At 40.4% G+C, this 23,839-nt stretch carries 16 protein-coding genes and 1 pseudogene; 11 read left to right on the forward strand and 6 right to left on the reverse strand.

Translation table 11 applies throughout. The features are described from left to right. The first annotated feature begins 26 nt into the window (after positions 1-26). From D5018_RS11480 to D5018_RS11505, 6 genes are all read left to right on the forward strand, one after another. Positions 27-3,701 carry an ATP-binding protein gene (locus tag D5018_RS11480; protein WP_121839148.1) on the forward strand — a complete coding sequence of 1,225 codons (3,675 nt, stop codon included), beginning with the start codon at positions 27-29 and terminating at the stop codon, positions 3,699-3,701. After that, positions 3,701-4,363, forward strand: a complete 663-nt coding sequence (locus tag D5018_RS11485; RefSeq protein ID WP_121839149.1) for a condensin complex protein MksE — start codon at positions 3,701-3,703, stop codon at positions 4,361-4,363. Before D5018_RS11480 ends, D5018_RS11485 begins: the two co-directional genes overlap by 1 nt. A 16-nt stretch (positions 4,364-4,379) precedes the next feature. Continuing rightward, complete coding sequence (locus D5018_RS11490; protein ID WP_121839150.1) at positions 4,380-4,679, forward strand: hypothetical protein; 300 nt, start codon at positions 4,380-4,382, stop codon at positions 4,677-4,679. Positions 4,680-4,703: 24 nt separating this feature from the next. Continuing rightward, the gene (locus D5018_RS11495; protein ID WP_121839151.1) at positions 4,704-5,921 is read left to right on the forward strand and encodes a phosphoenolpyruvate carboxylase; all 1,218 of its coding nucleotides are present in this window, start codon (positions 4,704-4,706) and stop codon (positions 5,919-5,921) included. A gap of 340 nt (positions 5,922-6,261) precedes the next feature. Further along, a complete protein-coding gene (locus D5018_RS11500) occupies positions 6,262-7,515 on the forward strand; it encodes a dicarboxylate/amino acid:cation symporter (RefSeq protein ID WP_121839152.1) in 1,254 nt (417 codons plus the stop codon). Between the two features lie 125 nt (positions 7,516-7,640). Then, positions 7,641-8,399 (forward strand): adenine phosphoribosyltransferase, encoded by a 759-nt coding sequence (locus D5018_RS11505; RefSeq protein ID WP_121839153.1) that lies wholly within the window; start codon positions 7,641-7,643, stop codon positions 8,397-8,399. Positions 8,400-8,461: 62 nt separating this feature from the next. On the opposite strand, the gene D5018_RS11510 is transcribed toward D5018_RS11505, so the two are convergent. After that, on the reverse strand, positions 8,462-9,772 hold the full coding sequence (locus tag D5018_RS11510) for a sodium/glutamate symporter (protein WP_121839154.1): 1,311 nt from the start codon (positions 9,770-9,772) through the stop codon (positions 8,462-8,464). A gap of 274 nt (positions 9,773-10,046) precedes the next feature. On the opposite strand from D5018_RS11510, the gene D5018_RS11515 reads away from it, so the two are divergent. The 3 genes and pseudogenes from D5018_RS11515 (at position 10,047) to D5018_RS11525 (ending at position 15,692) form a co-directional block, all read left to right on the forward strand. Continuing rightward, positions 10,047-12,674, forward strand: a complete 2,628-nt coding sequence (locus D5018_RS11515; protein ID WP_121839155.1) for a TonB-dependent receptor plug domain-containing protein — start codon at positions 10,047-10,049, stop codon at positions 12,672-12,674. Positions 12,675-13,283: 609 nt separating this feature from the next. Next, positions 13,284-14,882 (forward strand): annotated as a pseudogene (gene ggt / locus D5018_RS11520) (gamma-glutamyltransferase). A 54-nt stretch (positions 14,883-14,936) separates the two neighbouring features. After that, positions 14,937-15,692, forward strand: a complete 756-nt coding sequence (locus D5018_RS11525) for a hypothetical protein (protein WP_121839156.1) — start codon at positions 14,937-14,939, stop codon at positions 15,690-15,692. A gap of 303 nt (positions 15,693-15,995) precedes the next feature. Here the strand turns inward: D5018_RS11525 and D5018_RS11530 are convergent, their stop codons facing one another. After that, on the reverse strand, positions 15,996-18,767 hold the full coding sequence (locus D5018_RS11530; RefSeq protein ID WP_165905047.1) for a DUF2339 domain-containing protein: 2,772 nt from the start codon (positions 18,765-18,767) through the stop codon (positions 15,996-15,998). A gap of 425 nt (positions 18,768-19,192) precedes the next feature. Between D5018_RS11530 and D5018_RS11535 the strand changes: the two genes are divergently transcribed. Then, positions 19,193-19,903, forward strand: coding sequence for a CatA-like O-acetyltransferase (locus tag D5018_RS11535; protein ID WP_121839158.1), 711 nt, complete (start codon positions 19,193-19,195; stop codon positions 19,901-19,903). Positions 19,904-20,143: 240 nt separating this feature from the next. Here D5018_RS11535 and D5018_RS11540 read toward each other — a convergent pair whose 3' ends face one another. Further along, positions 20,144-20,998 (reverse strand): U32 family peptidase, encoded by an 855-nt coding sequence (locus D5018_RS11540; protein WP_121839159.1) that lies wholly within the window; start codon positions 20,996-20,998, stop codon positions 20,144-20,146. A gap of 227 nt (positions 20,999-21,225) precedes the next feature. Next, complete coding sequence (gene ubiU / locus D5018_RS11545) at positions 21,226-22,227, reverse strand: ubiquinone anaerobic biosynthesis protein UbiU (protein WP_121839160.1); 1,002 nt, start codon at positions 22,225-22,227, stop codon at positions 21,226-21,228. Between the two features lie 136 nt (positions 22,228-22,363). On the opposite strand from ubiU, the gene ubiT reads away from it, so the two are divergent. Continuing rightward, positions 22,364-22,864: a ubiquinone anaerobic biosynthesis accessory factor UbiT gene (ubiT, locus tag D5018_RS11550; protein WP_121839161.1), complete on the forward strand. Its 501-nt coding sequence runs from the start codon at positions 22,364-22,366 to the stop codon at positions 22,862-22,864. 21 nt (positions 22,865-22,885) lie between these two features. Here the strand turns inward: ubiT and D5018_RS11555 are convergent, their stop codons facing one another. Together D5018_RS11555 and D5018_RS21985 are read right to left on the reverse strand one after the other, a co-directional pair. Continuing rightward, entirely contained in the window at positions 22,886-23,311 is a 426-nt protein-coding gene (locus D5018_RS11555) for a DUF4124 domain-containing protein (RefSeq protein WP_121839162.1), read from the reverse strand. Between the two features lie 305 nt (positions 23,312-23,616). Further along, the coding region (locus tag D5018_RS21985) for a hypothetical protein (protein ID WP_207819283.1) at positions 23,617-23,839 on the reverse strand (223 nt) is incomplete at its 5' end.

Below are 23,839 nucleotides of genomic sequence, written 5' to 3' on the forward strand. Positions count from 1 at the left end.
CCGCCATAAACCGCAAAAGGAACAGCATGTCTAGCTTGATTCGTATCGTGTTGATCAACACACATTTACCCGGAGTTGTAGAATTAGAATTGGATGGTCACACCAATATTTGTGGCACCAACGCCTCGGGTAAAACCACGCTACAACGACTGGTGCCAGTATTTTATGGTGAATACCCTAGTCGTGTTGTTCCCTCTACCCGTGATAGTTTTGAGCGCTGGTACTTACCACACGATCAAAGTTTTATTATTTACGAATACCGTAAGAGTGACGAACGCTTATACCAAGCGGTATTGTCATCTGCTGGCGATGGTAAAGGTGTCAATTATCGTTTTGTAGGAAAAGGCTTTGAGCTGGATGATTACATAAAGCAGCGTAATGGCGACACTGTTATTTTTCATACCACGGCAGAGTTGGGTCGGCAGTTTAAAAAAGAAGGTGTGAGTACCACTAAGCATCTTAATACCAGAGAATTTAGAGCCGTGATCCAGCATGATAGCAGCTTATTGAATGTCGGCAGCAACCGCAGTGAGCTTCGAAGTTATGCCAACCAGTTCTCGCTTTGTGAGCCTGAGCACAGCATTCGTCATATCGAAAAACTCGCCAAAGCGGTTCACTCCAAAGAAGGCAAAATGGAAACTATTAAGTCCATGATTGCCGCGATTTTAGAGGAAGATGGCGTTAATCCTCCGAGCTCTCGCATCAACCTGCAACATGTAGAAGCGTGGATCAATGAAAGCCAGCTAGTAAAGGGTTTTGAGCAACTCCGCCCAGAATATCAAAAATTAGAGCAAGAATTTAATAAATTACAAAGTGTTGAATTGCGTTTAGGCAGTCTGTCTCGTGGGTATAAGAATGACGAATCGCTAGAAATCCAACGAAAAGAAGCAGCCGAAACCGATGCCAAAGAAACTGGCTTAAAGCTCAAAATGCTGGAAGAGCAGTGGCGGTTACAGCGTGACGAGTTGAATCAAGAGCTTTCTGCGGCAAAAGGTGATTTACATAAATGCGAGCAAGACCTCACAGAAATCGAGCAACAGTACGATGCGTATATGGATGCCGATATCGAACAAGCTAAATTGGATTTGGGACAGTTACCTAGTTGGAAAACCGATCTTGATAACCTCAGAGAGCGCCATAAGCTGCAAACTGAAAAACATCAGGATATCGAATCGGCTTACAATGAACGCCGCAGCAAAATTGGTGAGCAACTACAACGCGATTTAGACAAACTTCATCAACAACTTGAGCAACAACGCGAACAAAAAGAGCAACAACGTGATAGCGCAAGGCAAGATATTGAAGCCCTGAAAGAAAAAGCGCGTCAGCAAATGACAAAACTTAAAGATGAATTTAGTCAGCAACAAAACCAATATCGAGTTCAGCAAGCTGAGCTAAAAGTGCAATTATCTAACGTTACTTATAATGAAGATGAAAAGCGTAGCCTCGCGATTTTTGATGAGCGCATCCAAAATGCCAGAGAGCATGAGCAAAACTGTAATCAACAACTTGAACGTTTAACCAATGAAGAACGTAAGCTAAGGGCACAGCGTGAGCAAGCCAATGATGCTCTTCGAAGTGCGGCAAAACGTGTAACCGATCGTCAAGCAGAACTTGATGAAATAGAGCAAATCCTATATCCGCAATCTCATACGTTGTTGGAGTTCCTACGCAAAGAATCTGAAGGGTGGGAGCAGAACTTAGGTAAAGTGATCGCGCCTGAGTTGTTGCATCGTACCGATCTTCATCCAACTGTGGCCAAACAAGACACCAATGCCATCTTCGGAGTGCAATTGGATTTAGCATCAGTCGATGTGCCTGAGTACGCGGCTTCTGAACAAGCATTAAGACAGAGGCTCGCAAAAGCAGAAGAAGCTTTAGAGTTATCGCAAAGTCATCAGCAAGAAGCTGAAGCTCAGCTAGTTGTAATCAACGAAAAGCTCGATAGCCTCAATAAAGAGCTAACCATGGCCCGTACTTCATATGGTAATAGCCGTGATGATTTGCAAAGACTATTTGAAGATAAGGCAACTGAGCAGCAGAAAATAAATAAAGCATTGACTGAGCGTAAAGCTGAAGCACAAAAGCAGCTTACTCAATTAGATAACGATCTCAAACGCTTGCAGCAACAACATCAAGCTTTGATCGAAGAACATCAAGAGCAAGCTCGTGATGCCGAAATGGAACAAAAAGCACATTGGCAGGAAGTGATTGGTGCAATAGAGGCACAATTAACTCAAATCAAAGTGAATATTGATGAGCGTAAAGCTAACGCCAAAGCAGAACAGAAAGCCTGTCAGCAATGGTATAAAGATGAACTGCAATCTCGTGGTATCGACGAGTCAGCCATTATAAAACTTAAACAGCAAATCACTGCACTTGAAGATAAGCTAGCGACAACAGAGCAACGTCGCGGTGAAGTGCTGAAATTTGACGACTGGTATCAACGTGATTGGATGCTCAGAAAACCGAGTCTGCAAACTCAGTTATCAGAGTTAAAACAAGCCACAACGGATTTAACCAAGCAGTTAGCGCAAGAAAGCAACCGCGTAAAAGCAGAGCGTGAAGCACTAGATAAAATTAAAAAATCGGCGGAGGCGGTGCAAGTCGAAACCTCTGAAAACCTTACAAGGTTACGTGAACTTATACGTAAGCTTGGTGAGTTGAAATTAGCGTCTAATGATGAGGAGGTTCTTGGCAGTCTGGCTGAGCGTTTGCGTTTAGGAAGTGAAGGTTTATTGCAAAGAGAGCAGTTGCTTAGTTCAGTAAAACAATACGTTGAGCATTTTGATTCAGTGATTGCGAGCAAATCAGGCTCCCGCTTCGCTGAAATCTGGGAAAAATCACGTGAAGAGTCAAGCCAATTGAACGATAAAGGCATTCGCGTACTAGATTATCGTAAACTTGTGCCTAAGCTTGATAACCTACTTAACGTGATTGTATCGCAGCAATTTAGAGCAATCCAAGAGCAAGGACGAATCTTTGGTATCGACCTTACCGCTTACTATGATGTGCTTGCTGATATCGACCGCCGTATTGCATCTCAAAGTGCCCGAATTACTCGAGAAGTGGGTGAAGAATTGTTCCTTGATGGTGTGTCTGAATCAGCGGTTAAAATTCGCTCACGTATTTCAGAATTAGAGTTTTGGCCTGAGCTTCAACGTTTTGTAAAAGCCTTTGATACTTGGAAATCCTCAGGGTTTGATGGCTTGCCAGATGAAGATTACATTCTAAGTATGCGCCGAGCATTAGACATTATTGGCCGAGCGGCGTTAGCTGGTGGTATTTCTAAACTACTAGAAATTGAATTACGCCTAAAAGAAGGCAATTCAGATCTAGTGATTCGTACCGACAGACAGTTAAATGAATCTTCCAGTCACGGCATGGCCTATCTTATCTTATGTAAGTTCTTACTCGCCTTTACCCGTTTGTTACGTGGTCGAGCACAAGTAACCATTCATTGGCCAATCGATGAATTAGGGACGCTACACCATAATAACGTTAAAAAAATCTTTGATTCCTGTGAAAACAACCAAATTTCAGTGCTGGGTGCGTTTCCGAATCCAGAGTCTGAAGTCTTAAGCTTGTTTAAAAATCGCTACATCATTAATAAGCAAACTAAGAAACTACAAGTGGTTAAGCCAAAATCCAATCCTATCGCTGAAAAGCTTAAAGCTCGCATGACTCAGGAGATTGCATAATGTCTGAATCAAATATGACAACTGAATCGGTAATGGTGGGCACAAGTTCGCTGATTGAGGCCTTACTGCAAGGTAACTTTATTTGTAGAACCACTGATGAAGATGCATGGCGTGCTTTGCAAAGTATCGTTACACGTGAACATATTGAACAATACCTTAACCAGATCAACCGTACTTTAGCTACAGCTGCAGAAGGTGAGGTATATTTTTGTGGTTATCAAGAGTTAGGTGATGCAGAAAGAAAAGTGGTTTCATCACAATTTCGCGATGTGTGTCAGTCGTTAACGCCGCTCGTTGAATGGTTGGTATTGGTGCAAGAAGCTAATGGTGCTGATGCACCGTTATCGCAAGGTGTGCCGATTCGTTTAACTGAATTACAAACTCGGATTGAAGATACGCCTGCGTTTCGTGAGCAATTGGCTAAGCTCAGTCAATATAGATTGTTTGGCTCCACCAGCACTCAAGTAGATAACCAGATCAAGTTGGTGTTTAAACGATTATTAGAGCTAGGGTATTTAATAAAGCCTAATCAAGATAAGCAAATCTATATTGCAACGGGGAAGCTAGATTATCTTTATGAAGTGATTCGCTTTATTGATGAAACCGAAGCGTTAAATCTTGAAGCTCAGGCAGAATCTTCAATTCAGCAAGATTTGATTTAAAGAATTGGAGGTGGTTATGTCTACTATTACAAATGAACAAATTCATAATACTATGCTATCAAAAAGTAAGACTGGTGAGTTTGTATGGGGGGAAAACTATGAATTTTTTAACGTCGGAGAAAAGTTATACAACATTAAATTAGACTCTACGGGCAAAGAATATTCCGTCACAAAAGTCTTTGAATCTCGTACAGTTGGAATTAAACATTGGTTAAAGCGTGACTCAGCCAGCCGTATCGCTAAGTTTTTGAATGATTTTAAAGTTGTTATTGAAAATAATGCTCCAAAACAAAGTGGGCTGACTTTTCATTTTTAACTCTGCTTTCTAATAGGAATACTAATGAGTAACCACTTACACCAAGCAGGAAGCAAATTTCTTAAATTGCTTGGACGTCATTCTGATTTAATCATGGACGCCTACTTATCAGGTTCGGTAAATGAGACCGAAGTAGATCCTAAGGCGATTGAAAAACTGAGTAAAGCCAACGTGCTTTGGCGACCAGATGTGGAGCAAGAATTACGATTAACGGGAACAGTTCGCTCAATGCTAGAAAATGCATTGAGTGATGAGCGAAATCGTCAAATTGATGCTAACTCAGGTTCAGCGTTGGCTACGATTAAGACATTAGCTAATCACTACAAAGAAGCTCGTCATAACGTCGATCATGCCGCTGCTGAGGCTTACTTGAACGATCTTAATGAGCATGTGTATGCCTTTACCGAATCACTGGCGTATTCCACTCGTGTGTTGTGGAGCCGTATTAACAACGAATTTGGTTATGTGGGTACCATTAATGCCAAAATTCGTGAAAATGAGCTAGCACAATCGCAAGTGACTGAGCTGCTAAATGGTTTAGAGATGTTTCAATTCGATGAACTGACTGAGATAGCAGGTGACATTAGAGAGCTGCGTAAGTTGATGGTGACTACGCTTCAAGAAGCTTTGAGTCAAAGCATTGAAGAACTAAGTCTTGTGCAAAGTCGTTTACTAGAATTACTTGGGCGTTTTCGACATATTCAAGGGCGTACGCGCTTACTCAAAGGTTGGTTATTGCATCAAGATATGCACCCTGAGTATTCACCGGAATCTCATGCGTCACACAAAACAGTGCCTAGTTTGTTTAACCATGCGGCAGCAATATTAAAACCTGCTGCAGTTGATGTACGAAATACTTTGCATGAAACTGAGCTGATGCAGTTGGTCGCTAAAGTCAAAAGCTTTAGTGATAGACCACAAACTCAAACTGCTCATGAAGATTTAAGCATTACCCTGGAAGATACTGTTGCTTTTGATATTACTGAAAGCCAGTTAAAGCTGGATGTCGATCAATATTTTTGTGATGTGATTGACTCTGGCGTTCGTCAATCGGCATTGGAATATTTACGAGCTCAAGATTTAAATTGGGATGCGGAAAGTTGGATTTACCAAGTGATAGGTGGTTATGAAGGCTTACCTGAAGAGCAAAAACATTTCTTCGAGCTTGAACCGCTTGGAGAGTCGCACCCAATCTATAACGGTAACTTTATCATTAAAGACGTTGAACTGTGGCTGGCTTAATTGTCGGCCTCTATATCTAATGCAGAACGGTATAAAAACAATCGTTTCGATACCATTGTTCTGCAAAAGTCCCAAAACACGATATATCATAGACATTGCTTTAACTAGGTTAAGATCTTGTTTGGGTTTTAAATCTGTAGTGTAACCACCCTTTTAGCTGGTGTGTATTGGTGTTTTTGGCTGAAGGCTTTATTGTTTTTGGTTTAAATCTCTAAATGTTTATTGCCTTAAGGTTACCCGAACATTTGTCTGACTATTGAATTTATCCTGTTATTCCCTCACTATTGTTTGCGATTTGACTACATTTTTCGCACAAATAATAAAAGATTAGGTTCACAATATGATGAAATCACTCTCGACCAAAATTTTTCTTGGTCTGTTTCTAGGCTTTATTTTGGGAAGTGCGGTGCAATACCTACTTGCCGATATTGCTTTCTTTTCAGATGACTTAGTTAGCTTTTTCTCTGGTATAGGTACCATGTTTGTAAACATGATCATGATGTTGGTCGTGCCTTTGGTATTCGTCAGTATTGTTTGTGGTGTCTGTGAGTTACCTGATCTAAAAAGTTTTGGTCGTCTTGGTGGTAAAACGTTCGGTTTTTACATTGTTAACACCATTGTCGCTATTAGTGCAGCGTTAACGGTTGCTTTGATCTTGCAACCAGGTCACGGTGTGGACATGAGCAGTAGCTCAGACGTAGCGATCACCGCTACTGAATTACCAAACTTGATGACTCTATTGGTTAATATTGTGCCTCGTAATCCAGTTCAAGCTTTCTATGATGGCAACATGCTACAAATTATCTTTATGGCATTGCTATTTGGTGGTGTGATGAAGTCTATGGGATCACACGTTCAAGGTGTTGTTAGTGGTTTTCAATCAGTGAACAAAATCATGATGAAGTTGATCACTGTCGTCATGACTCTCGCACCATACGGTGTATTTGCACTTATGTTCAAGCTTGGTGCGACCTTGGACTCAAACGCTTTTGGAAGTGTATTAAGTTACATTGCAATCATTCTAGTAATGCTTAACTTGTGGTTATTTGTGGTTTATCCGTTTGCGGTTAAGGTGTTTACTGGCCTTCCAGCTTCTGTATTCCGCGAAAAGACTCGTGAACAAGTGCTGTTTTCTCTTTCTACTGCGAGTTCGAATGCGACTATCCCTGTGACAATGCGTACTTTGACTGAAAAGTTAGGCGTAAATAAAGCTGTTGCTGGCTTTGGTGTACCACTTGGTGCCACGATGAACATGGGCGGCGTATCAATTTACATCACAATTGCGATTTTCTTCGTAGCTAATGCTTTCGGCATGCCGTTTACGGCAGAGCAAATTCCTGCGTTAGTATTCAGTATATTCCTTTTATCCGTAGGTGCGGGTGGTGTTCCTGGTGGTGGTATGGTGATGATTGGTGTGTTGATCCACCAAACTGGTTTGCCAATTGAAGCTTTCGCCATTGTCGCAGCGATTGACCGTATTATCGATATGTTCGTAACTTCTAGTAACGTGGTTGGTGATACTGCTGTTGTGACGATTGTTGATAAAACGGAAAAGAAGCACCAAATAGAAGAGAGCAATACTGTTTCAGAATAAAGTTAGGCTAAAGCAGATCATTATTAAACAAAAAAGCCCCAATATTTAGTTAATTTATTTTCACTAAGTATTGGGGCTTTTTTTTGTAAAGTAGGTTTTTATTCCTCTCATTCTGGAGAAGATAAATGGCTACTTCACTCGCTCAAGTTCCTTCTAACACTCAAGAAGCAGATCAGTTGCATAGCAATACAACTGCAACTTCACCCGAGCAAAATATTAAAGGTTATCAGGTCGTACAAAGAGAGACTGATGGAAAGTGGTCTGACTCGAACGGCATGAGCTTGGTAGGTTGGCATAAAGACACAAGCATAAATACTGAACAATCGCTCATGAGAGCGATGAGCCTATTTACCTTTAATAGCACATTTAAATCCAATGTTCGCTTTTGTGATATTTTCTCTATGACTTCCGATGGAGCTGCTTTTCAATATTGTTGTGATGAATTTATTGAAGAGTATAAAGACCAAACGTTTGATCAAATGGCAGGTACAGATGCCAGAGGCTTTATTTTAGGAGCTGTACTCGCTCATCAATATGGGGCTGGGTTTGTTCCTATTCGAAAGTTGGGAAAATTGCCTGGTGAAGTAATTAGATTAGATTCCACTTCAGAATACGCAAAGAATAAGCTTGAGCTTAATCCAAGTCACGTCAAAAAAGATGGCAAGATATTGTTCACCGATGATTTGCTTGCGACAGGAGGCACGGCTCAATCAAGTATCAAGTTAATAAGACAAGCTGGTGGTCAGGTCGAACAAGCGGCATTTTTAATATCCATTCCCAAATTAGGTGGAGAGAAAAAAATGACAGACATGGGGGTTAAAGTTTATACCTTGTTTGAGATGGAAGATAATCAATCAGTGATTAATGAGTGGTTTAATATTTGAGGCTTTTATTCCCCGCAGCTTGCTGCGGAGGAGGAGTTTGTTCAAAAATCTGATTCGGAGCGTCATTTAAGCTTATAGGCCACCAATGCAAGTATCACTAAATAGGCGCTTAGCACTGCAATAACGGCATTGATTTGACCCGCCATAATTAACGTTGGAATTAAAGAGATTATCAAAATATCTACAATAGAGCCGGGGAGGTAAGCAATGGCATAATCATCCATTACCGTTGATTTTCCCTTTGGATCGACTATTTTCAATAGCAGAATCCCCATCGCTACGGTCCCTGTCATCCAGCCCCAAGAAAATAATCCGGTTTCAATCCATTTATCACCAAACAGCTTTGGTGCTATAACGAAAGTAAGAAACAAACAAAGTACAACCCCTAATACCATCAGTAAAATGAAAGGTGCAGCAAAGCTAATTAATACACTGAGCTTGATAGAAGCTATTCCAAAAAACACTAAGTAATCAGTAGCAGAGCCCGCAGTCATGTTTAAAAGTTTATTATCAAAATGAAGGTCAGCTTTTGAGGTTTTCAATACCACACGAAACAGGCAACCAAGGACAAAAGCACTGGCAAAAGTGGGTACAGAAACAAACTGGCTAAAAGATGATGCAAAAGTTGCGAGAAAGTAAGCACAACCGACCACGGCTCCCACTAATGCGATATGAAGCGTAAAAGCATTAACAGAAGAAGATGAAACGGTTTCTACGCCAATGCTTTCTCGCTTTTCATCAGGTATGAGACCTTTACGAAAGTGCGCTTCTAATTCTTCAAAGCGTCGGATGTGAGTGACTATACCCAATCTTGAAATAATATTGATAATGGCAAGGCCGCCAAGTACGGCCAAAAACACTCCAAAAGTTGCTGTAGTTAGGGCTAAACTTAACGCGTCATTCCAACCCTGCTCAGCTAAGGTTCCACCTACGGCAGCAGCGGTACCGTGTCCACCCATAAAGCCAGATGGCATTACTAATCCAAAGGCTTTCGGAAGTTCTGGCCAAACCCACTGTAGAACATATCCTCCAACGATAATGGCAAATAACCACTGAGAAATAGTAATGATCTGGTTAAAGGCGAGAAGTTTGCCTGTCCTATGGACCAAGACATCGGCTTTAGGAAAGCGTGTGGTTAACCCTAAAGAGGCAAAAATAACGGTGATCAACATTCCACCATAGCTAGCTTCTGAAAGGGGCAGTACATTAAAACCGTTATGACCAAGTGCGAGCGCTAATAGACCTGCCATCATTGCTACTGGCATATAGAGTTTTTGAAACAGAGTGATTTTTACACGAATAACTTTGCAAAATAGTATTAATGCACTGGCAATAGCAAAGTCAGTTGCCAGCTCCCAAACCGTTAAACTCATGATTATTATGTTATCTTTTTTGTTGTTTTGCTGATCATATCATTAAGACAATAATGGTGGAATCTTCTGATTTTTTATTTGTTTTTGTTATAAAAGTCCTGTTTAATGTTTTTTTAGTTATATCAAATAACAAATTGAACCATTTGTTATCGTTATTTTTTCAATTGTGTGCTGATAGAATCACAAAAAATACACACCCGCTTTAACATCTTATTCAACTCTTTCCTTGTTTTGGTGTCGGGAAATAAAAACTACAAATGGAGCAGAAAGCTTAATGAAATTTTCATTATCAAAAATCACCTTTGGTATTGTCTCGACACTGGGGATATCACTTACGTCTACAATTACAGCTGCCGTTGAAGTAGAAGAGACTTCAGTAAAAAATGGAGGGGCGGTTGAGCGTATTGCGGTATTAGGTTCACGTCGAATTGGGCGTACTATTAGTGAAAGCAACGTTCCGGTTGATGTGCTATCTGCAGACATTCTTCAAGAAGGTGGTTTTACCGATATGAATCGCCAGTTGCAAAACGCAGTGCCGAGCTTTAACTATTTCCAACCATCATTAGTTGATGGTACTGACCACATTAAGCCTGCTTCACTTCGTGGATTAGCGCCTGATCAAACATTGGTATTACTTAACGGCCGTCGTTTTCATTCAAGTGCATTACTGAATCTAAATGGCTCTGCTGGAAGAGGTTCTGTCTCGGTCGATTTGAATGCTATTCCATCTGCAGCTATTGAACGCATTGAAATTTTGCGTGATGGCGCGGCAGCACAATATGGCTCTGATGCGATTGCGGGTGTGATCAACATCATTACTAAAAAAGACGCCGAAGGTGGCATTTTTACCCTATCAGCAGGGCAAAATATTACAACTCTGGATGGTGTACCAGAGTTAACAGGTGTACAAACTGATGCCGATGGTAACGTTGTTGCTAATGGCAGTCGTCGAGTAGCAGGGATATATGGTAAAGATATCTCCCGTAAAGATGGAGAGACAGTTAACCTCGCAGCTAACGCTGGCTTTGGTTTCCTAGAAACGGGCTATCTGAACCTTACCGCTGAATATAACAACGCCAATGCAACGAATCGTGGTGGTTTGGATGATGGTGATACTTACGCTAAAAATCCAGATGGTTCATTTGATAAACGTGAAATCACCACAAATCGTGATCGTTTCTTCTTTGGTGCCCCAGAAAGTGAGTCTTACTCAGTGCTTGCTAGCTCAGGTTATGAGTTTGATTCTGGTAGTGAGTTTTATTCGACTTTCACTTTACAAAATCGCAAATCAGTTTCAGGTGCATTTTTTCGTGAGGCGGCTGACGAAGCGTTTTTGATCCAAAAGATTTATCCAGATGGGTTTACACCAAGAATTCATGCTGATATTGATGATTGGTCACTATTAGCAGGCTTTAAAGGTGGTGTTGGTGAATGGGATTATAATGCCAGTGTGGTAACCGGAAAAAATAGCGTTGGTTATAACAACACTAATACCGCTAACGTTACCTATCTGCTTGATACACCAACCAGCTTTTATGGCGGTAAGCTAAGTTCAGGTCAAGATGTTATTAATGTCGACTTTTCTCGATTTTATGATGTGGACTTTTTAGATTCACCCATCGCCTTTGCTGTTGGGGCTGAGTATCGCAGAGATAGCTATGAAATCCGTTCAGGTGATGTCGAAGCTTATACTAATCGCCCATCATTGGATGAGAATGGCAAGCCGATTTTTGATGATAAAGGTAACCCTGTTTACCCAACCAACCGTCTATTTGCACAAGGTTCTTTATTCTTCTCAAAAAATAGTGAAGTTGATAAGAGCCGTAATTCGAAAGCAATTTATGCAGAAGTTGATGCTGATTTAACGGATAAATGGAACTTAGTATTGGCTGCCCGCTATGAAAACTATTCTGATTTTGGCAGCGCTACTAATGGAAAAATTGCGACTCGTTATAATTTGACCGAAGACTTTGCGATTCGTGGCTCATTCAGTACAGGTTTTAGAGCGCCATCTCTGCAACAACAATTTTATACTTCAACCAACACTAACTTTATTGAAGGCGTTGCTTTTGAGATTGGAACCGTTGCCGCAACAAGCAAAGCCGCGAGGGCATTAGGTGGTAAACAGTTAGATGCGGAAAAAGCCACTAACTACAGCTTAGGCTTTACTTGGGACATCCAAGAGAATTTAAACTTAACCCTTGATGCTTATCATATTGATATTGACGATAGAGTCGTTTTATCGGAAACACTTGGTGATGATGATGCCGAACGAGAAATTGTAAAAAAGGTTTTTGCTGAAAATAACATTGAAGGGATTAACGCTATCCGTTTCTTTATCAACGGAGTAAATAGCAAAACAGAAGGTGTTGACATCAACCTTGCGTATCAAACTGAGGCATTGTCGGGCGACCTGAAGCTATCCACGGGCTTTAACTACAATAAAACTGAAGTTAGTGAAGTATTAAACACGGCTGGACCGTCATCATTGTTTACCTCTGATCAATTATTCGCTCGCCGAGAACGTGCTCGTTTAGAAAATGCAGCACCAAAACAAAAAGCTAATGTGACCGCTAACTGGAGTAAAGATGCGCTTAGCCTAATGTTACGCACCAATTATTATGGTGAGTTGACGCAACCGGGTCGAGTAAGTGATGCAGATGTAACGGTGGATAAAGCATTTATCTTCGATGCCGAAGCTAGTTACAACATTACTGAGAATTTAGTGGCGAGTCTTGGGGTTAATAATTTATTTGATAAGTATCCAACGTCAGCGATAGAGCGTGATCAAAAAGCGGGTAAAGCACCAAGCCAGTTTGATTACGTTATTCCTTACGCCAACTTTTCACCTTATGGCTTCCAAGGTCGATATGTTTACCTAAGAGCAAGTTTAAGTTTTTAATTTAAAACGATAGACTCTCTGTAATACAAAAAGAAACCAGATTTTATGCTGGTTTCTTTTTTAGGTGCGCCGTATTGAAGTATGCATAGCTCAGAGCTATGCCAGTGGTACAAGAGCAATCAAAATTGATGAAGACATAGTTTCCTCCTACGTCGAAACAATTTTGGGCAGTATTTGTGGCACTGGCAAGCTCCCGAAGGGCAAGAACAAAGACTCTCATAGCTGCGTTGCCAGTTTTCATATTATCCAGACAAAAGCACGAAGTGAGTTGAACGTCAGTTTTTTATGACGGCCGTAGGGAATATAGTATTTCAAACTTGCGCCTTGTTCTGAAAGTCTTTGTCTCTTGCTGAGTAAACATACTTCAATGTGGATTGGTACCCGTGATAGCATTTGTTTAAAAAGTTAACAAAGATAATAAAACTGGAAAAAGTTGTGACAATATCCAAAGGACTTAAAAAAACGGCCGCTTTGTTAAGTGCCGCGCTTATGATTTCAGCAGGCCAAGTTGCTGCTGAATCTAATCATCATGCAAATCCCCTAATTAAAAGTGCTCCGCCGCTACTTGAATACAGCAGCATTGTTCACCCTGTTATTGCACGAAATGGTATGGTAGCCAGTCAAGAAGCTTTAGCTTCTCAAGTCGGTGTCGATATTCTCAAGCGTGGCGGTAATGCTATCGATGCAGCCGTTGCTGTCGGTTTTGCCTTAGCCGTTACCTTGCCAAGAGCCGGAAATATTGCAGGTGGCGGTTTTATGCTGGTGTACCTTGCTGATAAAGATAAATTCGTTGCTCTTGATTATAAAGAAATGGCTCCGGAAGCAGCTAGCCGCAACATGTATATTCTGCCTGATGGTAGTGTCGATAACCATTCAGTGCGCTATACCCGTAAAGGCTTTGGTGTACCGGGAACAGTAGCGGCATTTGCCAAAGCTCTAAAAGAGCACGGGACCATGAGTCTTGCAGAAGTGCTTCAGCCGTCGATTGACTTAGCTCGAAATGGCATCAAGGTGACGGACGATTTGGCTTTTTCATTAGTCTATGCCGCCAAGCGTTTAGGCAAAGATCCAGAAGCTAAGAATATCTTCTTTAGAAAAGACGGAACACCTCTAAAGGCCGGCGATACCTTATATCAAAAAGATCTCGCATGGTCACTTGAGCAAATTGCTAAAAAAGGCCCTGATGCGTTTTATAAGGGGGAAATCGCTAAACGTATTGCTGATGATATGAAACAAGGCAATGGTCTAGTGACCCAAAGCGATATGGCTAATTATGTGGTTGCCGAGCGTGAACCGATTAAAACAAGCTATCGTAATCATGATTTAGTTATTATGCCACCTCCTAGTTCTGGCGGTGTTCATATTGCGCAAATGCTGAATGTGTTTGAACAGTTTGACTTAAAATCCATGGGACACAATACCGCTGCGACTATTCACTTAATGAGTGAAACCATGCGTTAAGCGTATGCAGACAGAAGTAAGCATTTGGGTGATCCTGATTTTAATAACATTCCAATCAAATGGTTAACCAGTGAAAAGTATGCCAAGCAAACTATGGCTCAGATCACTATGGATAAAGCACGTTCGTCGAAAGATGTCAATCCGGGGACACCACCATTACCAGAAAGTCCTGATACCACTCATTTCTCGGTAATGGATAAATTTGGTAATGTGGTTTCAAACACCTACTCCCTTAATTATTCATATGGCTCTGGGATTGTCGCCAAAGGAACGGGCATTTTACTCAACAACGTGATGGATGATTTTTCTGCCAAGCCGGGGTCGCCAAACGGTTATGGCTTAGTGGGTGGTGAAGCTAATGCCATTGCACCTAAAAAGCGTGCATTAAGCTCTATGACACCAACCATTGTAATGAAAGATGGTAAACCCTTCTTAGTTACAGGTAGTCCGGGTGGTAGTCGTATTATCACCACCGTGATGCAAGTGGTGCTGAATGTGATCGATCACGATATGAATATTGCAGAAGCCACTCATGCAAAACGTGTTCATCATCAATGGTTGCCAGATCAAATTTTAATTGAACCGGGGTTAAACAAAGACACCATTCAATTACTGAAAGCTAAAGGTCATAAAGTGGTGACGTCAAAGAACTCCATGGGCAGTACCCAATCCATTATGTATAAAGATGGATACTTTTACGGTTCGGCAGATACAAGACGTCCGGGGGCGGCCGTAATAGGGTTTTGAGTATTTACTCTATTCTGGTATTGTATGGGTGATTAAAATAAATAAGGGAATGTTATGACTTCAAGGACGAAACTTATTACATATGTAGTGGGTTTGACACTTTCCGCTTCATCTTTAGCCTTGGCTTCACCAAGGCAAAGCTTAATGAATATGATGGATGCCAACTTTGTTTTTTTAAAGCAAACCACTTCATTAAAATGTTTGGGAATAACAGAAGGTCAATTTGAACAGGCGCTAAATGCTGCAAAGCCTGCGTGTCAAGCCAAAGTTCCTGCTGACATTTCACACGACCAATTTGAAGAGTACGCCCAAATTTATGGTGATTGCGTGATGGATGCGCTTAAATCCGAACTCAATCTTTCAGAAAATAAGATCAACCAATGTGAACAAGAAGAGCCGGCGGCTGATGATTCGCTCGAATATTTGGCCGATACCATCAATACAGCTTTAAAAATGCATGCTGAATATGCTGATCCTAGTGAAGTCCCTTTACCTTTATATCCAGGCCATAAAGTGATCAGCCACTTCCCAGATGGAATGGGACAAGACAGTTTACCTGTTATTGTCATTGCCATTGATGAACCGATTGACAAAGTCATCGACTTTTATGCTTCTAAGGTACCAAATTACAAGCGCTTCGAGATGGACGATGGCATCATCTATTTAGAAAGTGCTGGCGATACGTTCGATTTCCTAAAAGACTTTAAGCATTACACCAAGACACCTCATGTCATGATTGAGGATATTCGTGGTGAAAAATATGCTCAAAAAGAAGGCATGACTAAAGTTGAAATTAGTTATCGCAAATAATACCAATCTGCACTCAAATGTGATCTACTCAGAGTGATGCCAGTGGTTCAAGTACAAACAAAATTTGTGCAGTCATAGCCATTCTATGGCAAAGAAATTTTGACAGTAATTGGGCCTCTGGCACACTCCCGAAGGGCTGTGCTAAAGGCTTCCATAGCTTCGTTGCAAGTTTTTATATTATCCCGATAGTATTTCAAACTTGCGTCTCGCTCTGAAAGCCTTTAGCAGCAGCTGAGCGATCACTATTGAATGCAGATTGGTATAATCAATTTAAAAGGGGCATTTGCCCCTTTTAAGTATCTACTAGTCAACCTCTACTGGCTGTAACTTTTGATACACAAAAGCTGACACCAATAACACAACTCCCACTCCCATAAATAGTACAAACTTTTGCCAAATTAATTCAGTTTTGGCGTCCAGCAATGCAATTTTTGTTATGCCAATAAAGATACAAGCAAAGCTGTAACGAATGTTTATTGTGCTTCGCTCGATCATGAATAATAGGGTGATGCCATGCGCCACGAATAATGGGGCGATCAAAAAGTGTGAGTTACTAAAAGGCAAGCCGATAGCCAAACAACAATAGCTGATGCTTAGCAATGTATTTAACACTAACTTATTATGCGACTTACCAAGTTGCCCAAATAAGGTGTCTTTAAAGTGTTTTTGGTAGCTAGCAATCAAAGTTACGAGTATTAAAATAAGGACGCTCACATAGTGGTGGTCAAGTAGCAGCAATCCCCACGTTGAGATTAGGATAAGGCACAAAAACACACATATCATGTTCTGATGTTTCTTTAACTGATGAAATGTATTTAACCCGTAAAAGGCCAGTAGCCAGCAAAGGGTAAAAAGGTTAAAACCAATCCAAAAACTTTGGGTCAGTTCGCCAATGAAAATGGAAACCACAAAGCTTAAACTGACTAAACTACACCCTAATATAAAGGATCGGGTTGCGTGTTGATTACGTTTTGCGAAATAGCGGTAACCAATAAAATAACCACTCATAAGGCCAATAATACCAATCGAGCCATATACTATTGTCTGTTCTTCTATCAGTAATACACCTGTAATAGCCGATAGTATTAATAGAGCTTTCGCTTCGATATCCAACCAACGATTTTTGATCTTATGGGATAAAAATAATGCCAGCAGTGGTGATACCCACAAGATGGTGAAAATGTCGTTTTGTAAATGTCGGAATGCTGAGCTTAACCAGCAAACGGGAAGCAAAGCATAGAATACAATTCGAACATGTTCAGAAAGCGGTTTAAATTTATGCTTTGGCTCATAACGGCGATAAAACTCAGACCACAGCCAAAGTTGGGCAAACAATGAAATCACAGCGGCTTTGCCATAGTCAGGCAGTAATGTGAACCGGAAACTATCTACCTCTAAAATTGAAAGCTGAATAATGGCCAGAGGGTAGAAAGTTATTAAAACAGCTAGCCCATCTAGCCAAGAGTGAGCACAATGTCGCGAACGCCAAAGCAAGCAAAATTGCAACGGAATGACAAATGCGCCATACCATTTACCTAAGAATAACTCCATGACAGCTAACGCAATGCTCACTAACCATATTGCTTCCAGTATTTGTAGTGCTGGTAAGAGAAAGCGAACGCTGAAGTGATCACTCCATGATTTTGCGTTAATTTGTAACCTCAGCCAAACTCCGAGTAGCGCTGCGACTATCACGATGAGTAACCAGCCGCTGATACTTTGTATTGCAGGTAAAGGAAAATATGGTGCTAATGCGATTAAACAAGTCGTAATGCCGAGTGTGGTTAATGCTTGCCCTGCACGTAATAAAGAAATAGAAGTGAATCTACTCCCTATAACCAGAAATAATATTCCCTCAATTCCCCAAGCTATCCCCCAATATTGAGCATCAAACCAAGCGATAATCGCTAATGCAAGCCATACTGCAGAGGTTAGCCAAACGAGTAGTCGAATGGTTTCATTAAGTTTGGGTTTATTGAACAGTGCGATACTGCCAAACAGAAACGCATTCAAACTTAAACAAAGAGTGAGTTCGAGATCTGAAAACATATCAGATTGGAGCAGTAATGTAATATTGGCAGCAATGATGGCCAGTAGTAGATGAACTTGCTTGTCGGTGACTTGTTGGTGCTTTACTGCTGTTATCAGCCATGCACCAGAAAATACCCAATAAAAGCTGTTTATTAATAAGGAAGATGGCATCGTTTGGTAATTCAAAATTGCGTATTCGATGGCTATTACCGAAAACACCAAACACACCAATGGAAGCCAAGAAATAAGCATGCGCGATGCAAGCCACAAGCTACTGATATTGAGTGCTAAAAGAGATAATAGAAAAAAGGTAGGATCAAAAAATACCCCGCCAGAAAGCATCGGCATTAAAGTAAAACCAACCAAGCCAACGGTGGTTAACACTTTAGTATTCAGGTGGTAGGCTAAAACATGGCTAACGAATGGGATAAATAAATAACAGCCCAGCACAATACTGCTAGAAAATAACTGATAAACACTGCCTGCGAAGTAGATGGTGCTAAACCCGATTAAAAGCCCTAGCGCAATAATTGTATTGGCAAATTCATCGAACTGAGTACGCTTACGGATAATGAAGCCGAGGGAAATGACGAATATCGCTGCGCCTCCCATTAATAACGACTTTCCTCCTGTCCCTAGGCTAGCAATCAGCCACTGCATGAGATAGCCAAACCCTGATAATACAAGAGCAATTCCGACAAGAGTCAGAATAAGAAGAGGAAGCTGACCTTTGCGTTTGTAGGAATCAATAACATTAGTGACAGGGTGAAACCAGTCAAACAAAATCGCAAATAATGGACGGAGAAATGACAAAAAATCGAAGGATAATGTCTGTTTTTTAGTTTCGCGATTTTTAGGCAAAGAAACGGCAATATTATCTTGTTCGGGTTGAGGAGAAGGTTTTTGCCATGCATCATCAGGATTAGCACAAATATCCGTTTCACTCAGGGTTGAGATTTTGTGCTCTAGTCTGCTGATTTTTTCAGAAAACTCAGCTTTAATATCCCTTAGTTCACTTCTTAATTGGACAATATCCTTATCCATCACAAGATCCATTTTTGTTGGTTATTTGTTGCTAGATTAACATTTAAATTTAACTAATTCTTTATTTTCAACCAATTATGATGGATTAGCTATTCAATAATGAAGGATGACTGAATACGATGTTTGCAACTGGTTTTTAGTTATAACTTATAAGTGTTTTTTTGATAACCCCAATAGATGAGCAGCTCTTTTAAGTAATGCACTGTTATGAAAGTCTTTGTAATTGTTAATTTAGTTTCTTGTTTGTAAATTATTCATTACATGCGGTATAGGATTAATGGTCACAAAATATCACTGGTACGATTTGTTTGAAGCCTGAAGTGATTAAGATCACGGTCAAAATAACAATATTGTGTTAATGGAAACATTGTTGTTATTTATTGAAGATATTTTGTGATAAAAACTTTGAAAAAGTAAAACTGATAATGACCCTAGAACAGATTTTAAAAAATTATCATGGACAGAAATTAAATGAACAGGAAGTAAGTTACTATCAAAAATGGGCGATGGAATATTTCCATAATGACGAACATGTCACAGACCCATATATCTCAATGACCATTGATTTGAACATCACTCAAGTTCGTGAGAACTATGAACTTCATTACCAGCATGAGCATGGAGCCTCATTTCAAGGTTTTATGATTTGGTGTTTAGCAAGAGCGTTAAAATCACAATGGACTTTCTCAAGCCGTAATATTGGTGGTGAGTGGTATCGTTTCGATAATTTACCTATTTTCACTCCAATAGCTGTTGGTGGAGATCTAAGATTTAAAGATGTTGTGTTGGAAGACACAAGTTCAATGAGCTGGAAAGAGTTTGCTAGCTATTATCGAGCTGCTGTTGATGATACAGATCAACAATTAGAAATCTTGCCTCAAGACGTTTGGGCACTTTGCCCGTTTATCGGTAACTTGCCAAACTTAGATTTCTCGGCACTGAATTTACATCGTAATAGAATAAAAACCGGCAGACCAATGTTCTACTTCGGTAAAAGAAGAAACAACAACGGCGTACTTTCAGTTCCTTTAAGCATTAGTTTCGATCATGCAAATAGTGATCCTTATGTGCTTGATAAACTCATCAATACATTAAACGAATATTTGACAGAAGTGCCAAAGAACAAGCTAAATTAACCTGAGCTCTGCATAAGCAAACCTCTACAGCACAGCTACTTATGCGTATTTCTGCGTTAGAACAGCCCGAAATAGGCAGACTATTACGAACTGTTCTGCCTTGAACTACACAAAATTAGCAGCACTGTAGATTAAATTTATATTTTATTTTTAAAAACAAAACAGTACTGATTTCTTTATACAGAGCTCAGGTTAAATTAATCTAAAAAAGGGCAGAGTCGTAGGTTCTGCCCTTTTTGTTTAAGCGAGTTCCATTCCAGCTTCGCCTTTCCAATAGCCGTTACACGGATTTAATGGTTTCTCTATCGCTTCACCTTTTATTAACCGTTCAGCAAGTTCAATACTGCGCATACTTGATGGAGATATTCTGAAGTGGGTGATCCCCATAGCTTTCATATCTTCAATATCATCACTTAAATCTGTACAAGCCGCCGCTTGAGTTTGAATACCGTTTAAACGTAATAGTGGTTGTTCTTCTTGAGTTTGAGTCAATAAACCTTTTGGATATTTGATACAAACGGTCTCACAATTATCTTTGGCGATACCTTTATGGCGAGCAGTAAAACAGCGAGCAGAATGAGCGAGTGGAACATGACCATGACCAAAAACTTCAACTTCAAACGGTAATGTTCCACCGTTACTAACAATGACTTTACTTAACCAATCTTTTGATAGTTCGACAGGAACGACAAAGCGTTTCATACCCCACTGGTGCATTTTCATTAAGCTGGCTAAGTTATAGTTGTTAATACTGGTGCCACAGGTAAATGGAATATGGGCTTCTTTAGCTACGTGGACACCGGCTAGATCATTAGCTTCGATTTCAAAACCACAGGTTTCGATTTGGCGTTTAAGTTCAGTAAATTCCGAAGGCGTTTCTAATAGAGCCAAAGTAGAAATAATGACTTCTTTACCGGCTTGTTTAAGCATGGTGGCAAGCTCTAAATAATCTTTAAACTTTAACTGGCGGCGACGAGTGCATACCGCTTCACCTAAATACACGACTGGAATAGAGCTTTGTGCCACTTTTTGGTAAAACTCGAATACCTTTTCTTTTGGCCAAAAGTATAGAAGAGGGCCTAAACTGATTTTCATTTGCTTTTTCTCCGGAACCTAGAAGAAGTAGTTAGAAGCTTTCTTAGGCGTAGGAAAAATTGTTGCTCGCAAGGCTTGAATCGCAACAGGTAATGGTTCTTACCTGTAAGATTCGTAACGCCGCTAGCGATAATTTTAACAAGTATAAGAATGCTTAGAATTTCAGTTCTTTTAGGTAAAATATTTTTAAACTGCTTTAATCGTCTAACTGCTTTTTCTAGGTTGCATTATTGCCAACTACGCTCGTAAGCACCTAGTGTGGTGGTTTGCCCTTCAGACACTTTGGCTAAAGCGGCATTCCACTCATTACGGCATTGGTATGACTCTGGTGATGCCATGTAAGTATCAATAGCATTACGCCAAACGCGGGTTACTTGCTCTACATAAGCTGGACTTCGTTGGCGACCTTCAATCTTCAATGAGGCAATGCCTGCTTTCCCTAATTCAGGCAACAAGCTTAAGGTGTTTAAGCTGGTGGGAGATTCCAATATAAACTCTGGATCTTCTTGTTCTTCTGTTTGATAGCGTCCTTTACAAACGACGGGGTAGCCCATTTGTTCATCTTTAGAAGAGCTATCAATCAAAACGTTATTGAGTAGTGTCGATTGTTTATCGCCTTTTTCTTCCCAGCGCACATGTTGAGCAGGAGAGCAGCTACCACCAGTATTAGGTGATTGGCCTGTGACATACGAAGATAAATGGCAGCGACCTTCAGCCATAATGCACAAGCTACCAAAGGCAAATACCTCCAAGTCGACAGGACTTATATTGGCCAGATCACGTACTTGCTTCATAGAAAGCACCCGAGGAAGTACCGCGCGCTCAATATTGAATTCTTCTTTATATAACGTCAGAGCACCTAGATTAGTCGCACTGGCTTGAACTGATAGATGTAGCGGTAATTGTGGGTGCTTGCTATGGGCATAATCTAATAGGGATAGATCGGCAACGATTAACGCATCAGCACCTAAGTCAGCCGCCATATCAACAGCCTGATACCAGCGGTGCTCTTCAGTAGGTTTTGGAAAGGTGTTAATAGTAAGGAAGATCTGCTTACCCATTTGCTTAGCAATCGATATCGCTTGCTGTAACTTTTTGGGGCTGAAATTAAGTCCTGCAAAGGAACGGGCATTAGTATCATCTTTTAAACCAAGATACACAGCATCGGCGCCAGCATTAAATGCAGTCTTGAGTGCGGCTAAGTTGCCTGCGGGGCAAAGCAATTCCATAGTAAACTTCTCAAGTATTTTAAAATCCAAGCAGTTTAATGGGAATTGATCTTACAAGAATTGATGTAGAACAGGTTTCGCTGGATAAATTAAGGCTACACTTTCTACCAATACAACTATGAGATACAGGTAAAGCATGCTTTCAAAGTTACCCTCTTCCGTTGCACAGCAACTTCTTATTCGAATCCCACAAGTTGGGAAGCAGGCGCACGCCCTCATTCCATTTAGCATCAAGCAAAAGATGATCAAAGAAGTGCTAAGCCATCTATTAAAAGAACAAATGGAAGATGAAGTGTTGGAGTTTCTAGAGGGTAAGTGGGTTGCAATCAAAGTAACTGACTTTAATTTTAACTTTGATGTGAGTTTCGATGGGCAATGGTTGCTCAGACAGCCTCAACAAGCGGATGTAACTTTTAGCGCAAATTCAGATGCACTGATTGACGTTGCGGCAGGTAAAGAAGATCCAGATACTTTATTCTTTCAAAGACAATTGACCATAGAAGGTGATACAGAATTAGGGCTTGAAGTTAAAAACCTTTTACTCAGTATCGAAATGGATGAACAGCCAGCATTGATGCGAAATGGTGTTACTTACTTATCTAGCTTTGTAAACCAGCTTAAGGCCAAAGTGAGTTAAGATCGACATACAAAACTGTCGTTACTTCGTTGCACAAAAGGCATTGATACGCTTTTGTTCCTGTTTGATAGAAGCTTGGCGCTCTTCTTCCGTTATAGAAACAGATTCACCGGTCTTTTGGTCTTTTCTAAGCAAACGAGTATGAGTTTGTAGTAACTTTAAGTTGTACTTAGCTCGTTTGCATACTTCTTCAGACTGCGCTTTTTGCTGTTTAATCATTTCAGACTCAGTAGCTTTTGCTTCATCCTTACCTTTAGATAAAGAAACGCTACCAATTTTTTCAGGTTCAATATCTTCGGAATAGAGTTTCACAAACTCAACACTTTTAGGTGGTACTTCACTAAAGTGGGTAATGCCATCTTTATCTACCCATTTATAAATTACAGCTGCATTACTTAAAAAAGAGTAGAAGCAAAGAGCAAACACTGAAATCAATAAAAGTCGCATGAGGTGTTATCCAAAGTCCGTTTAGCATGAAAAAACATCACTATTGATGATAGCGACTATTAGATAGAAAAGAAATATTCATTTTTGACAGGAAATATACAGTATTGGTGTGAATAATAGTCGGGTTGTGCTTATTTTGTTCGAGTAAAAAGAAAATCGTATTTTTCTTTCAAAAAGGGGTTGCGCAAAATTCTAAGCTCCCTATAATGCGCCACCACTGACACGGCACAGCGGCGAAACAAGCGAGATTATCGAGAGTTTCAAAGCAAAACGAGTTAGGGTTTAAAAGCGAAATTGATTCACTTTTAAACGGTCGAAAAAAACTTTAAAAAAAGTTGTTGACGACCACAGGGAAATGCGTAGAATACGCAGCCCTGACCCGCTGAAGAGAATGCTTCGCGGGGTGCTAATAAAGCACAATGTTCTTTAAAAATAAGTATCAAGCAAATCTGTGTGGACACTCGCAGAGATAGAAACATCCAGTTATCATCTTCGGATGCTAACAAAAATTCTATCAATGAAGAGTCC

This window comes from Parashewanella curva, from assembly GCF_003675895.1.
Classification (GTDB): Bacteria; Pseudomonadota; Gammaproteobacteria; order Enterobacterales; family Shewanellaceae; genus Parashewanella; species Parashewanella curva.